The organism is Asticcacaulis solisilvae, from assembly GCF_052327315.1.
Lineage (GTDB): Bacteria > Pseudomonadota > Alphaproteobacteria > Caulobacterales > Caulobacteraceae > Asticcacaulis > Asticcacaulis solisilvae_B.
Genome location: NZ_CP166196.1, coordinates 2,449,702 through 2,462,090, shown reverse-complemented (window position 1 = coordinate 2,462,090; position 12,389 = coordinate 2,449,702). Strand labels below are relative to the sequence as shown.

Sequence of the window (12,389 nt, the reverse complement as noted above, 5' to 3'; positions counted from 1 at the left end):
ATCAGACGTCCGATGGCAGGCAGATCGGCCGCGTCGAATCCTCGCGGATGAAGCGGATGATCTCGACCACTTGGTCGACGTCGGAGAAGTTTTCCAGCACGTCGTCGAGGCGCTCCTGGAAGGTGCCTTCCTCGGCGAACATCATGCGGTAAGCCGTACGCAGCGACAGGATCAGCTCACGCGAGAAGCCGCGGCGCTTCAACCCGACCAGGTTCAGGCCTTCGAGGCGCGCATGGTTGCCCCACACCGAACCGTAAGGGATGACGTCCTTGGTGACGACAGCGCCGCCGCCGATGAAACAGTAGCGGCCAAGTCGCGCGAACTGGTGCACGGCGCAGGACCCGCCCAGGAACACGAAGTCGCCGACCTGGACATGACCGCCGATCGACGCCTGGTTGGCCATGATGACATTGTTGCCCAGGATGCAGTCGTGCGCCACGCCCGATCCGGCCATGAACATGCAGTCGTCGCCGACACGCGTGACCCCGCCGCCTTTTTCGGTGCCGGTATGCATGATCACGTGTTCGCGGATCTGGTTGCGCTTGCCGACCGTCAGGCGCGTCGGCTCACCCTTGTGCGCCAGGTGCTGCGGCGGACCGCCGAGGCAGGTAAAGGGATGGACGACGCTGTCTTCGCCGATCTCGGTGACACCGTCGACGACGACGTGCGACACCAGATTGACCCTGTCACCGATGGTCGCGTGGCGGCCGACGATCGAATACGGTCCGATGGACACGTCCTCGCCCAGGACCGCGCCGTCATGGATGATCGCGGTCGGATGAATGGTGACAGGCATTTGGCAGCTTTTCTATTTAGGGCTTTCGACGACCATGGCCGCGAATTCGGCTTCACACACGATCCTGTCGCCCACATAGGCTTCGCCGCGGAACTTGAAGACGTCGCCGCGATGACGGACGACTTCGACCGGCATGCGAACGACGTCGCCGGGACGTACAGGACTGCGGAAGCGTACACCATCGACGGACATAAAGAAGATGGTCTTGCCTTCAACTTCTACGTCCAAAGATTTCGACATCAGAACGGCGCCGGTCTGCCCCATGGCTTCGATCAGCAGCACGCCCGGCATGACCGGGTTTTCCGGGAAGTGGCCGTTGAAGAAGGGTTCGTTGAAGGTGACATTCTTGATGCCGACCATCGACTTGTTCTTGACCCAGTTTTCACCGCGATCGATCAGCAGGAAGGGATAGCGGTGGGGAATCCGCTTCAGGATTTCGGCGTAATCGACCGAAACAGCGGTTTCCGTAACGTCAGTCGGGGTATCGACCGCTTCGGCCGGCTGAATGTCTTGACCCATATCACCCATGAAAATTCACGTCCTTATAATGCTTGCCGGGCTTCTTCAGCCCTCTTTATCCCGGCTCGATGCCGCACCCGCGGCATTTTTCTCCAGCCACACCGTCTCACGCAGAAACTGACGCGACGGCCGCGCCGGATAGCCAGAGACCATCTGGCCGCCGGCCACATCCTTGAAGACCGCCGATCCGGCGCCGATCTTGGCGCCGTCACCGATCTCGATATGGTCGACGATTCCCGCTCGGCCCCCGAACATGGCGCCGTCGCCGACCCGCACCGACCCGGAAAGGCCTGCGTGCGCCGCAACAATACAGTTACGACCGATTCTAACGTTATGGGCAATCTGAACGAGATTGTCGATCTTTGTCGCCTCTCCGACGATCGTATCCTCGAAAGCGCCGCGGTCCACGCAGGTTCCAGCCCCGATGGATACGTCGTCCTGAAGGATGACACGACCGAGTTGCGGCACGTCGACCAGGCCCTTTGCGTCACCGGCGACGCCGAAGCCCGCTTCGCCGACATGTACGCCCGACGCCAGCTTCACCCGGTCGCCGAGGAGTGCGCAATAGACGGTGGAGTGGGCGCCGATGCGGGCATTACGGCCGATGCGGCAGCCCGGGCCGATAATGGCATACGCATCGATACGCGTGCCGGCGCCGATCTCCGCGTCCTGGCCCACGACGGCGCCGACTCCGAGGATCACGCCGTCTTCCAGCCTGGCGGTCGGATGGACGGCCGATGAACCGTCATGCGCGCGCGGGGTATAGAGGATGGAGGCCAGCCGCGACCACGCGGCCTGGGGCGACGCGCACACCAGCGCCACACTGGTCTCAGGGACCTGGTCGGCAAAGGCCTGCGTCACGAAGACGAATTCGGCGCGCGTCGATTTCAATTGCGCCAGATAACGGCGGTCCGAGAAGAAGGCCGCGACACCGCGTCCGTCCCTTCCCGACAAATCTCCGCCGGACCCCGAAAACGACAAAGGGGCGCAGGCCTCGATGAAGCCGCTCCCCTTCTTTTCCGGCACGGCCAGCCGTGCGGACGTCAGTACCGTCGCCTGATCCACGTCGATTTTTGAACCGACTTCAAAAAAACGCAGATCAGGCATCGGCCTTGTAGCTCTTACTTCTTGGGCGCGGTCCCGGCGGCGGGAGCCGCGGCGCGCGGGGCGGCCGGAGCGGCGGCACCGGCTTGACCTTGTTGTTGGTCGAGGCTGACGCGGTCGATTTGCGGCAGCGTTTCGCCCGACGCATCCATCTTCTGGACAACCGCGGCCGTGATGTTCATGGCCGGGTTTGCGTAGACGAAGGTCGACGAAGGGCCATTGTTAGCGCCCGGGGCGTCGTAATGCAACAGGCTGTCGGCCTGAACGACGGTGGCGCAGCCCTTGGCCGTGACGACCGAGTTGATGTGCGGAACCATCTTCTGGAACAGGACGGCCATGGCTTCCTGTTGCGTGTACTGCATTTCCTGCTGGCGCTGCTGGACCTTCGCCTGGAAGGCGTCGCGCTTCTGGCCCCAGGCCTGGGCCTTGGACTCCAGGGCGGCCTTGGTCGCCGGCGTGACGGTCTTTTGCTGCGCCTGCAGCGACTTCATTTCGGTTTCCAGCGCCTGAGCCTGTTGCTGCAGTTCGCTGTCAACGACGGCCTTCAGCTGGCCGAGACGGTCTTGGGCAGCCTTGCCCATGGTGGAATCGACCATGGCTTGCTGGACGTCGATCACGCACTGGCCCTGGATCGGCGCACCGAAGGTCGGCGGCGCCGGCGGGGTCGCGGCGGTTTGCGCATGGGCGGCGCCGGCTACGAGAGCGGCGACGCCAACGAGAAGAAGCATCTTCGTGTGTTTCATGTTTCCGGGCACTTTTGTCTTGATTGAGAAGGGTTTGTCTTAGAACTGGGTGGACTGCGAGAAGCGGAAGGTTTCAACCTTGTCATACTTGGACTTGGCCAGGACCTGGCTCAAGTCGAACTGGATCGGGCCCATGGGCGACTTCCAGCGGATAGTGATACCCGCGGATGCGCGCAAGGACAAGTCATCGACGATGTTGTCCAGTTTTACCCCCGTCGACGTGTTGATCTTCAGGCGCTTATCGATGCCCCCGAGCGTACCTACATCCATAAATAAAGCCGTTTTAAGGCCGTATTGGTCCGGCAGGTGGTTGGGGATGCCCAGCTCCACGGTGCCGATGGCATAGGTCTGGCCGCCCAGCGCGTAACCGGTCGAGGTGTCGCGGGGACCGATACCGGCGTACTGGAAGCCGCGCATCGTATCGCCGCCCTTGAAGTAGCGGTCGTTGATGCGGACGGCGTCGCCGTTCCACGGAATGATGGAGCCGGCGTCGCCGGTCAGGCGCAGCACCATGTCCTTCTTGAAGCCATGGAACCAGTTGCCTTCCAGTTCCGAGCGGACGTACTTCACGTCGCCGCCGAGGCCGGCGAAGTCCTGGCGCAGGATGGCGTTCCAGCCGCGCGTCGGGTTGATGAAGTCGTTGCGCAGGTCGAACTGAAGGGTATAGCCGACGGACGAGGTGATGCCGGTGCCGCAGTTGTACAGCAGGCCGTCACAGGCCGAGGCGCTGGTGTACGAAATCTTGTCGCGGCGCAGGTTGTAGCGCGGACGGAAGACGGCCCAGCCGTTCAGGTTATAGCCGAGGCGCAGGCCGATACCGGTCGAGTCCGACGAATAGTCGACGCCCGAATAGTTGTACGAGCTCTCGAACAGGTCGAAGCCGGCCGACACGTCGCGGTTCATGAAGTGCGGCTCGGTGAAGGAGAAATCGATGTCCTTCTGGATCGAGCCGGTCTGGATGCGCGCGCGGACGTCCTGGCCGGTGCCGCGGAAGTTCGACTGGCTGATGCCGATGTCCAGGATGAACTTCTGGATCGACGAGAAACCGGCGCCGAAGCTGAGTTCGCCGGTCGGCTGTTCCTGGACGGCTACTTCCAGATTGGTCTTGCCGGGGCTGGTTGACGGCTTTTCGGTGATCTTCACGCCGTCTTCGGCGTTCTTGAAGAAGCCAAGGCCGGCAATATAGATCTTGGAGCGTTCGAGCAGCGCCTTGTTGTAGGCGTCGCCTTCCGACACCAGCATCTGGCGGCGGATGACGCGGTCCAGCGTCTGGGTGTTGCCGACGATGTTGATCTTGTCGATGTAGACGCGCGCGCCTTCATGGACGTTGAAGACCAGGTCGACCTTGTGATTGTTGGGATCGGGCTCTTCGTCCGGGCGGATGTCAACGAAGGCGAAGCCGTTGGCGCCGGCGGCGAAGGTCAGGTCGTCGACCGCCTTCTGCACGCGGTCGCTTTCATAGAGCTGGCCCGGCTTGATCGAGATGGCGCGCAGCAGGTCTTCGGACTTGAGCTTGTCGTTGTCCGTCTTGATGGTGATGCGGCCGAAATTGTACTTCTGGCCCTCGTCCAGGGTATACGAGATCGCGAAGTTCTTGCGGTCGGGCGTCAGTTCGGCCACGGCCGAGATGACGCGGAAGTCGTAATAGCCGCGGTTCGTATAGAACTTGCGCAGCTGCTCGCGGTCATAATCCATCCGGTCGGGATCGTAGTTGTCCTGCGAGGCGAAGAACTTCCACCAGTACGACTTGCGCGTCACGACCGTGCTGGCCAGTTCGCTGTCGGCGAAAGCCTTGTTGCCGATGAAGTTGACCGACGATACGCCCGTCTTGGGGCCTTCGTTGATTTCGAAGATCAGGTCGACGCGCTTTTGCGGCAGTTCGACGATCTTCGGCGTCACGGTCGCGGCGATCCGGCCCGACTTGCGGTACAGTTCGATGATGCGCTGGACGTCTTCCTGGACCTTGGCCTTGGTGAACACGCCGCGCGGACGGATCTGCACTTCGTCGCGCAGCTTGTCCTTGGTCTGGGCGTGGTTACCTTCGAACACGACCTGGTTGATGATCGGGCTTTCGACCACCGTGATGACCATTTCGTTGCCGTTCATCACGATCTGCACGTCGGAGAACAGGTCGGTACGGTACAGCGTCTTGACGGCCAAATCGATCATCTGGTCGTCGACCGTCGCACCCGTCTGGAACGGCAGGTACGAGATGATGGTCTGGTTGTCGATGCGCTCGTTGCCCGAGACGGTGATGTGCGTGACCACGGCCGTTTGCGGCGCCTGGGGCGCGGGAGCCTGGGCCTGCGCGTCGGCGGGCGCCTGGCCCTGGGCGGCGGCATCGGGGGCCGGAGGCGGCGGCGGCACATCCTGGAGAATCCAGGTGCGGGCTTCGGCGCCGGATGCGCCGGCCGCCACGATGGCGAACAGGCTGACGCTGAAGGACAGGCTTCGGGAACGGGTCATGCGGCCTCTTGTCGGGGTCTCAGTCTGGGTATGGTTTGCGCCGGTCTTGTTCAGGCCTGACATGGAATTACCTTTTGCCGTGGTGCGGACGGAGCGGATCACCGGCCCAAACCGAAGTGGTTGTTAATATCATTCCAGAAGGCGAACAACATCAATCCTAATATCAGGACGACGGCGACGCGGAAGGCTACATTCTGGAATCCTGCCGAAACGGGCTTTTTGGTCACACCCTGGTAGAGGTAGAAGGCCAGGTGGCCGCCGTCGAGGATCGGCACCGGCAGCAGGTTCAGGAAGCCGACGCCGATGGAAATGACGGCCGTCATTTCGAGATAGAGGAAGAAATAGGCGCGCGCCTGCTGCATCGGCGTCGCCTTGGCCGTGGCAACCGCCACGGTGAGGTCGCCCGTCACCTTGGTCATGCCGACGATGCTGGAAATCTGCGAACCATTTTCCTTGCCGGTAAAGATACGCGAAATATAGGTCACGCTGCCGTCGAGCGTCTGCCAGGTCTTGTGCACGCCCTGTTGCAGGGCTTCGAGCGGATTGAGCGAACGCGTGATGATCCGGTCGGTGCGCTGCAGGCCGATCTGGCCGACCTCGACCTTGGAGCCGTCCTGCGAAACCATGATCCTGCGCACCGGCGTGGCGTACAGCGTCAGGCGCTGGCCCTTGCGCTCGATGACGAACGGGGTGCGTGTATCGGCGCGCAGCATGACCAGTTCGGCGACGTCGTCGAAGCTGTGCACCGAATGCCCGTCGACGCTGACGATATGGTCGCCCGGCTGAAAGCCCGCGGTGGCTGCGGGGCCGCCGGCCTGAACCTTGGCGATGTCGGCTGGCGCGTAGGCTTCGCCCACGGCCATGCCCATGACGGTGTAGATCAGAATGGCCAGCACGAAGTTGAACATCGGCCCGGCCAGGATAATCAGGAAACGCTGCCACAGGGGCTTGAAATGGAAATAGTCCTTGACGGCCGCAGCCCCTTCGCGCGCCGTGATCGATTCACGGGCAGCGTCCAGTTCTTCGGCCGAGGGCGACATGGAGGCGATGTTTTCGTCGCCGGCGAACTTGACGTAGCCGCCCAGGGGAAGCGCGCTGAGGCACCATTCGACGCCGCGCTTGTCCCGTACCGACAGCAGCGGCTTGCCGAAGCCGACGGAAAACCGCTCGATGCGCGTTTTAAACAGGCGTGCGACACTGTAGTGACCATACTCATGGAAGGTCACGATCACCGAGATGATCAGCAGGATCGGTAAAACGCCCGCCAGAAAATGCAGCAAAAGCCGGTCTCCCTTTCCCTAAGTCCTTATGGTTCCCTTATGCACCGACGCGGGTCGTGGTGAAAAGGTCTTGCATCAGGGTCCGGACGGCAGAATCGGTTTCGAGCGCCAGAACCATATGCAGGTCTTCCCTACTATCACGACTTGCGTGAAGCGGGGAAGGCTTAGACGGTAATTGAGCCCGCATCATGGCAGTTTCTACATATTCGGCGATTTGTAAAAAGCCGATGCGGCGATCCAGGAAAGCCTGGACGCAGACCTCGTTGGCGGCGTTGAAGACGATCGGCAGGCCGTTGCCCGCCTCCAGCGCCTGCCTGGCCAGCCTGAGCATCGGAAAGGCTTCCAGGTCCGGCGCGTGAAAGGTCATGCTGCCCTTGGCGACAAGGTCGAGCCTGGGCGCATTCCACGCCACGCGATCGGGAAAACCTAGGCAATAGGATATCGGCACGCGCATGTCGGGCGTGCCCAACTGCGCCAGGCTGGAGCCGTCGGCATATTCGACCAGGGAGTGGATCACCGACTGCGGGTGGACCACAACGTCGATTTTTTCCGAAGGCATATCAAACAGATAGCTGGCTTCGATCAGTTCCAGGCCCTTGTTGGCCAGGGTCGCGGAATCGATGGTGATCTTGGCGCCCATGGCCCAGTTGGGATGCTTCAGCGCCTGTTCGACCGTCACGCCCTTCAACGCGTCGCGCGTGCGCCCATGGAAAGGACCGCCCGACGCCGTCAGTGTCAGCTTTGAAACCTTGTCGGCCTGGCGGGCGTCCAGGACCTGGAAAATGGCATTGTGCTCGGAATCGACCGGCAGGATTCGCCCGCCGCTCTCCACCGCCCGGTCGATCAGGGCGCGGCCGCAGCAGACCAGGCTTTCCTTGTTGGCCAGGGCGACCGTCGCCCCCGTCCCTGCCGCCGCCCAGACGGGTTTCAGGCCCGCAATCCCGACGATGGCCGCCATCACCCAGTCGGCGGGGCGCGCGGCGGCCGCGATCACCGCTTCGTCGCCGCAGGCGATGGCAAGACCCGAATTGCCGGTCAGGTCGCGGAAGGCCTGCCACTGGGTGACGTCGGCCAGCACGGTCATGGCTGGGCGGAATTTCAGCGCCTGTTCGGCCAGCAACTCGACATTGCGGCCGCCGACCAGGGCTTCGATAACGTAGTCTTCGCCTGGCCGGCCGGTCTCTTCGAGCAGTCTGAGCGTGGATACCCCGATCGAGCCTGTCGATCCGAGAATGGAGATACGTCTCATATTTCCGTCCCCAGGAAGATAAGCATCCGGACGATGCCCAGCGCCAGGATGGCGAACATCAGCCCGTCGACGCGGTCCATCAGGCCGCCGTGGCCGGGGATGAGCGAGCCGGAATCCTTGACGCCGAAGCGCCGTTTCAACGCCGATTCCCACAGGTCGCCGGCCATGGTCGACAGGGCCACGATCAACCCGACCACGATGGCAGAGGTATCGTGGGAAAGCAAATGCGTTACGTCGGCAAGCGTTGCGGCCGTCAGCATGCCGGCGATCATGCCGCCGGCGAAGCCCGACCAAGTCTTGTTGGGCGAATAGCGCCGCCACAGCTTGGGCCCGCCGACCAGTTTGCCGACGATATAGGCGGCGCTGTCCGAGGCCCAGGCAATCAGGAAGGCGAAGAAGACCCAGTCGCGGCCGTTGTGGGTGTCGCGCAGCCAGATCAGCACGATGGCCGGCACGCCGATATAGAGGGCACCGTAGGCGGCATCGAGCCAGTTGCTTTTCAGGCGGTAGGCATAGAGGCCGGCGCACAGGGCACCGAAGATCAGGATCAGGAAGGCCAGGACGGGATGGCTCATATAGGCGACGAAGACGCCGCTGAGCGTTGCGGCCCCGACAGCGATGGCCATGCGCCCCGACGTCGCCGGCGCCGACATCAGGCCCCATTCGATGCACAGGAGCGCCACGCCGATGCTGAGCATGACCAGGAACGGCCAGGGCCGCGAGAACGGCATCCAGTCGAGCGGCATGGCGATGACGATAAGCACGACCGGAATCAGCACGATGGCCGACGCGATGCGGATCAACAGTTCCTGGAGCCTGGCATTGCCTTTGGGCCGGGCGGCTGCCGCCGGCTGAGACGTTTCAGTCCGGGCCTCGGCCGTCCGCGTCTTACGCGGATTGGACGGCATGGTCCGCCTCCAGTCCACCATAGCGCCGGCTGCGGCGGGCAAAGATGTCGAGCGCGGCCTTCAGCGCGTCGCGGCCGTAGTCGGGCCACAGGATGTCCTGGAAGACGAATTCGGCATAGGCCGCTTCCCACAGCAGGAAGTTCGACAGGCGGTGCTCGCCGCTGGTGCGGATAAGCAGGTCGAGCGGTGGCAGGTCGTGGGTCGACAGGCGCGATTCGAGCAGGTCGGGCGTGATGGCGGCCGGATCGAGCGTGCCCGCCCTCGCCTCTTCCGCCAGGCGCTTCGCCGCCTCGACGATGTCAGCCTGGGCGCCGTAGTTGAGCGCGACCTGCAGGAAGAAACGCGAATTGTCTTTCGTCCGGGCGCGGGCGTCGTCGACCATGGTGACGATGTCGGGCGGCAGGCCTTCGCGCTGGCCGATGATGCGTACGCAGACGCCTTCACGGCGCAGGCGCTCGAGGTCGGCCTTGATGAAGGCGCGCAGGAGGCCCATCAGGTCGCTGACCTCCTGGGCCGGACGGCGCCAGTTCTCGGTCGAGAACGCAAACACCGTCATGTGCGTGACGCCGAGGTCGACGGCGGCGGTAATGGTGCGTTTCAGCGCCTCGACGCCGGCGCGGTGGCCCAGCGTCCGGACCTGCCCTTTTCCTTTGGCCCAACGGCCGTTGCCATCCATGATGATGGCGACATGCAGGGGCTTGCCGTCCGCACACGGTTGCCCGGGTTCGGGCTTTGGCGGGGTTGCGGGCGGCGTGCCAAGGGGCATGAGCGGGCTTTCGGGTCGAACACAACTGAAGGACGGGGGCCATCCTAGATCAGGTTGCGGCCCTGCCCTATAGATGGGTGGAAAAAATCAAGGGCAGGTTTACACCTGCATGATTTCGACTTCCTTGGTTTTCAGCATTTCGTCGATGCGCTTGATCGCCGCGTCGGTGAAATTCTGGATTTCGGTCTGCCCCTTCTTTTCCTCGTCCTGGCTGATGTCGGACGCCTTTTCGGCCTTTTTAAGGTCGTCATTGGCGTCGCGGCGGACGTTGCGCACGGCGATGCGCTGGGTTTCGGCATACTTGCCGGCGATCTTGGCCAGTTCCTTGCGGCGCTCTTCGGTCAGCGGCGGGATCGGGATGCGCAGGGTCTGGCCGTCGGTGATCGGATTGAGACCGAGGCCGGCGTTGCGGATGGCCTTTTCGACCGAGACCACCAGGCCCTTGTCCCACACGCTGACGCTGATCATGCGCGGCTCTGGCACCGAGACGGCGGCGCAGGCCGTCAGTTGCATCGACGAGCCGTAGGCGTCGACCACGACCTGGTCGAGCAACGACGCCGAGGCGCGGCCGGTGCGCAGGCTGCCGAATTCCTCTTTCAGGGCCGATACGGCCTTGTCCATGCGGTCCTTGTAGCGATTGAGATCGGGCTTCATGGCTGTTTCTCGCTTCTGTTCTTTAGTTGGAGATGACGGTGTGGGTGCCGCCGCCGTGGATGACCTTGTCCAGTTCACCCTCGGTGCGGATCGAGAAGACGACGATCGGGATGTCGTTCTCGCGCATCAGCGACACGGCCGAAGCGTCCATGACCTTGAGGTCGCGCGACAGAACATCCATGTAGTTCAGGCTGTCGTAGCGCTGGGCCGACTTGTCCTTCTTGGGGTCGGCGGAATAGACGCCGTCGACCGACGTGCCCTTGAACAGGGCGTCGCAGTCCATTTCGGCGGCGCGCAGGGCGGCGGCGGTGTCCGTCGTGAAGTACGGCGCGCCGGTGCCGGCGGCGAAGATCACGACGCGGCCCTTTTCGAGGTGGCGGATGGCGCGGCGGCGGATGAAGGGCTCGCAGACCGCGTTCATCTGGATGGCCGACTGCACGCGGGTGTCGATGCCGAGTTGCTCAAGGGCGTTTTGCATGGCCAGGGCGTTCATGACGGTCGCCAGCATGCCCATATAGTCGGCGGAGGACCGTTCCATGCCGGCAGCGGCCTTGGACAGGCCGCGGAAGATGTTGCCGCCGCCGATGACCAGGCACAGCTCGACGCCCGTGCGCGCGACTTCGGCGATTTCCTCGGCGACCGCCTGGACGGTCTTCATGTCGATGCCGAAGCCCTGGTCTCCCATCAGGACCTCGCCCGACACCTTGAGCAGGATACGTTTGTATTTCAGCTCGGACGTCGAGGTCATGAGAATCTCCGGAAATATAAATGATGAAAAGTCGCGCCCTGAATAGTTCGGGTGTTCGTTATAAGCAAGGGGTTCGCGCGAATTGCCCGTTGGATATGAAAAGAGCGCGGCCCATGCGGACCGCGCTCTCCAATTCCGAGGTAACGGTGTGCTTAAACCGCGCCGGTCATCGAGGCGACTTCGGCGGCGAAGTCGTCCTGCTTCTTTTCGACGCCTTCACCCAGCGCCAGGCGGGTGAAAGCCTTGATCGCGACGGGGGTGCCGAGCGTCTTGGCGGTGTCGGCGATCAGTTGTTCGATCGTCTGGTCGGGGTTCATGACGAAGGCTTGCTTAAGCAGCACGACTTCTTCGAAGAACTTGCGGATACGGCCTTCGACCATCTTTTCGACGACCTGGGCGGGCTTGCCCGATTCCAGGGCCTGTTCGGTGAAGATCGCCTTTTCGCGCTCGACCGCGGCCGGGTCGAGATCGTCGGTCGACAGCGACAGCGGCTGGGTGGCGGCCACGTGCATGGCGACCTTGCGGCCCACGTCCTTCAGCGCGTCCGGATCGCCGGCCGATTCGATGGCGACCAGCACGGCGATGCGGCCGAGGTCGGGCGCAACCGCGTTGTGGATGTAGGTGGCGACGACGCCTTGCGACACCGAGTGACGGGCCATGCGGCGCACGACCATGTTTTCACCGATGGTGGCGACCAGGTTGGTCAGCTCGTCCTGGACGGCGGCGGTGACGCCTTCGACCGTTTCGTTCGACAGGGCGGCCTGGCCGGCGTTGCGGGCCAGGGCCTGGAACAGGTCGTTACGGGCGACGAAGTCGGTTTCGGCGTTCACTTCGACGGCAGCGGCGGTCATGCCCGCGCCATCGACGCGGGTCGCGACGACCACCAGGCCTTCGGCGGCGATACGGTCGGCCTTCTTGGCGGCCTTGGACAGGCCCTTGGTGCGCAGCCAGTCCATGGCGGCGTCGATGTCGCCGTTGTTTTCGGTCAGGGCCTTCTTGCAGTCCATCATGCCCACGCCGGACTTTTCGCGCAGGTCCTTGACGAGGGCGGCAGTGATCTCAGCCATAAAATCCTCCTGGATCGGAAATTTCGGATACCCGCGTCGTAGCGGGAGTCCATGTCAATTCAGCAACAGCTTAAAGCCTTCCGGCTTTA

At 63.1% G+C, this 12,389-nt stretch carries 12 protein-coding genes; all 12 read right to left on the bottom strand.

Going from position 1 to position 12,389, the window contains the following annotated elements:
- Position 1 precedes the first annotated feature (1 nt).
- Complete coding sequence (lpxA, locus tag AB8717_RS11655) at positions 2-796, bottom strand: acyl-ACP--UDP-N-acetylglucosamine O-acyltransferase (protein ID WP_443747504.1); 795 nt, start codon at positions 794-796, stop codon at positions 2-4.
- Between the two features lie 12 nt (positions 797-808).
- Complete coding sequence (gene fabZ / locus AB8717_RS11650; protein WP_443750880.1) at positions 809-1,315, bottom strand: 3-hydroxyacyl-ACP dehydratase FabZ; 507 nt, start codon at positions 1,313-1,315, stop codon at positions 809-811.
- A 45-nt stretch (positions 1,316-1,360) separates the two neighbouring features.
- Entirely contained in the window at positions 1,361-2,422 is a 1,062-nt protein-coding gene (lpxD, locus tag AB8717_RS11645; RefSeq protein WP_443747503.1) for a UDP-3-O-(3-hydroxymyristoyl)glucosamine N-acyltransferase, read from the bottom strand.
- A gap of 14 nt (positions 2,423-2,436) precedes the next feature.
- Positions 2,437-3,147, bottom strand: coding sequence for an OmpH family outer membrane protein (locus AB8717_RS11640; protein WP_443747502.1), 711 nt, complete (start codon positions 3,145-3,147; stop codon positions 2,437-2,439).
- Positions 3,148-3,201: 54 nt separating this feature from the next.
- Positions 3,202-5,628 carry an outer membrane protein assembly factor BamA gene (gene bamA / locus AB8717_RS11635; protein ID WP_443747501.1) on the bottom strand — a complete coding sequence of 809 codons (2,427 nt, stop codon included), beginning with the start codon at positions 5,626-5,628 and terminating at the stop codon, positions 3,202-3,204.
- 98 nt (positions 5,629-5,726) lie between these two features.
- Entirely contained in the window at positions 5,727-6,908 is a 1,182-nt protein-coding gene (locus AB8717_RS11630) for a M50 family metallopeptidase (RefSeq protein WP_443747500.1), read from the bottom strand.
- Positions 6,909-6,945: 37 nt separating this feature from the next.
- Positions 6,946-8,157: a 1-deoxy-D-xylulose-5-phosphate reductoisomerase gene (gene dxr, locus AB8717_RS11625; RefSeq protein ID WP_443747499.1), complete on the bottom strand. Its 1,212-nt coding sequence runs from the start codon at positions 8,155-8,157 to the stop codon at positions 6,946-6,948.
- A complete protein-coding gene (locus tag AB8717_RS11620; RefSeq protein ID WP_443747498.1) occupies positions 8,154-9,065 on the bottom strand; it encodes a phosphatidate cytidylyltransferase in 912 nt (303 codons plus the stop codon). Before AB8717_RS11620 ends, dxr begins: the two co-directional genes overlap by 4 nt.
- Positions 9,046-9,741: a polyprenyl diphosphate synthase gene (uppS, locus tag AB8717_RS11615; protein WP_443750879.1), complete on the bottom strand. Its 696-nt coding sequence runs from the start codon at positions 9,739-9,741 to the stop codon at positions 9,046-9,048. Before uppS ends, AB8717_RS11620 begins: the two co-directional genes overlap by 20 nt.
- A 189-nt stretch (positions 9,742-9,930) precedes the next feature.
- Positions 9,931-10,485, bottom strand: a complete 555-nt coding sequence (frr, locus tag AB8717_RS11610) for a ribosome recycling factor (protein ID WP_443747497.1) — start codon at positions 10,483-10,485, stop codon at positions 9,931-9,933.
- A 22-nt stretch (positions 10,486-10,507) separates the two neighbouring features.
- Positions 10,508-11,233 (bottom strand): UMP kinase, encoded by a 726-nt coding sequence (gene pyrH, locus AB8717_RS11605; RefSeq protein WP_443747496.1) that lies wholly within the window; start codon positions 11,231-11,233, stop codon positions 10,508-10,510.
- 152 nt (positions 11,234-11,385) lie between these two features.
- On the bottom strand, positions 11,386-12,300 hold the full coding sequence (tsf, locus tag AB8717_RS11600) for a translation elongation factor Ts (RefSeq protein WP_443747495.1): 915 nt from the start codon (positions 12,298-12,300) through the stop codon (positions 11,386-11,388).
- Positions 12,301-12,389 lie beyond the last annotated feature (89 nt).

Bases quoted from the DNA above. Each gene is read 5' to 3' on its own strand.
- lpxA (WP_443747504.1), bottom strand. From the start codon at position 796: ATGCCTGTCACCATTCATCCGACCGCGATCATCCATGACGGCGCGGTC.
- fabZ (WP_443750880.1), bottom strand. From the start codon at position 1,315: ATGGGTCAAGACATTCAGCCGGCCGAAGCGGTCGATACCCCGACTGAC.
- lpxD (WP_443747503.1), bottom strand. From the start codon at position 2,422: ATGCCTGATCTGCGTTTTTTTGAAGTCGGTTCAAAAATCGACGTGGAT.
- AB8717_RS11640 (WP_443747502.1), bottom strand. From the start codon at position 3,147: ATGCTTCTTCTCGTTGGCGTCGCCGCTCTCGTAGCCGGCGCCGCCCAT.
- bamA (WP_443747501.1), bottom strand. From the start codon at position 5,628: ATGACCCGTTCCCGAAGCCTGTCCTTCAGCGTCAGCCTGTTCGCCATC.
- dxr (WP_443747499.1), bottom strand. From the start codon at position 8,157: ATGAGACGTATCTCCATTCTCGGATCGACAGGCTCGATCGGGGTATCC.
- AB8717_RS11620 (WP_443747498.1), bottom strand. From the start codon at position 9,065: ATGCCGTCCAATCCGCGTAAGACGCGGACGGCCGAGGCCCGGACTGAA.
- uppS (WP_443750879.1), bottom strand. From the start codon at position 9,741: ATGGATGGCAACGGCCGTTGGGCCAAAGGAAAAGGGCAGGTCCGGACG.
- frr (WP_443747497.1), bottom strand. From the start codon at position 10,485: ATGAAGCCCGATCTCAATCGCTACAAGGACCGCATGGACAAGGCCGTA.
- pyrH (WP_443747496.1), bottom strand. From the start codon at position 11,233: ATGACCTCGACGTCCGAGCTGAAATACAAACGTATCCTGCTCAAGGTG.
- tsf (WP_443747495.1), bottom strand. From the start codon at position 12,300: ATGGCTGAGATCACTGCCGCCCTCGTCAAGGACCTGCGCGAAAAGTCC.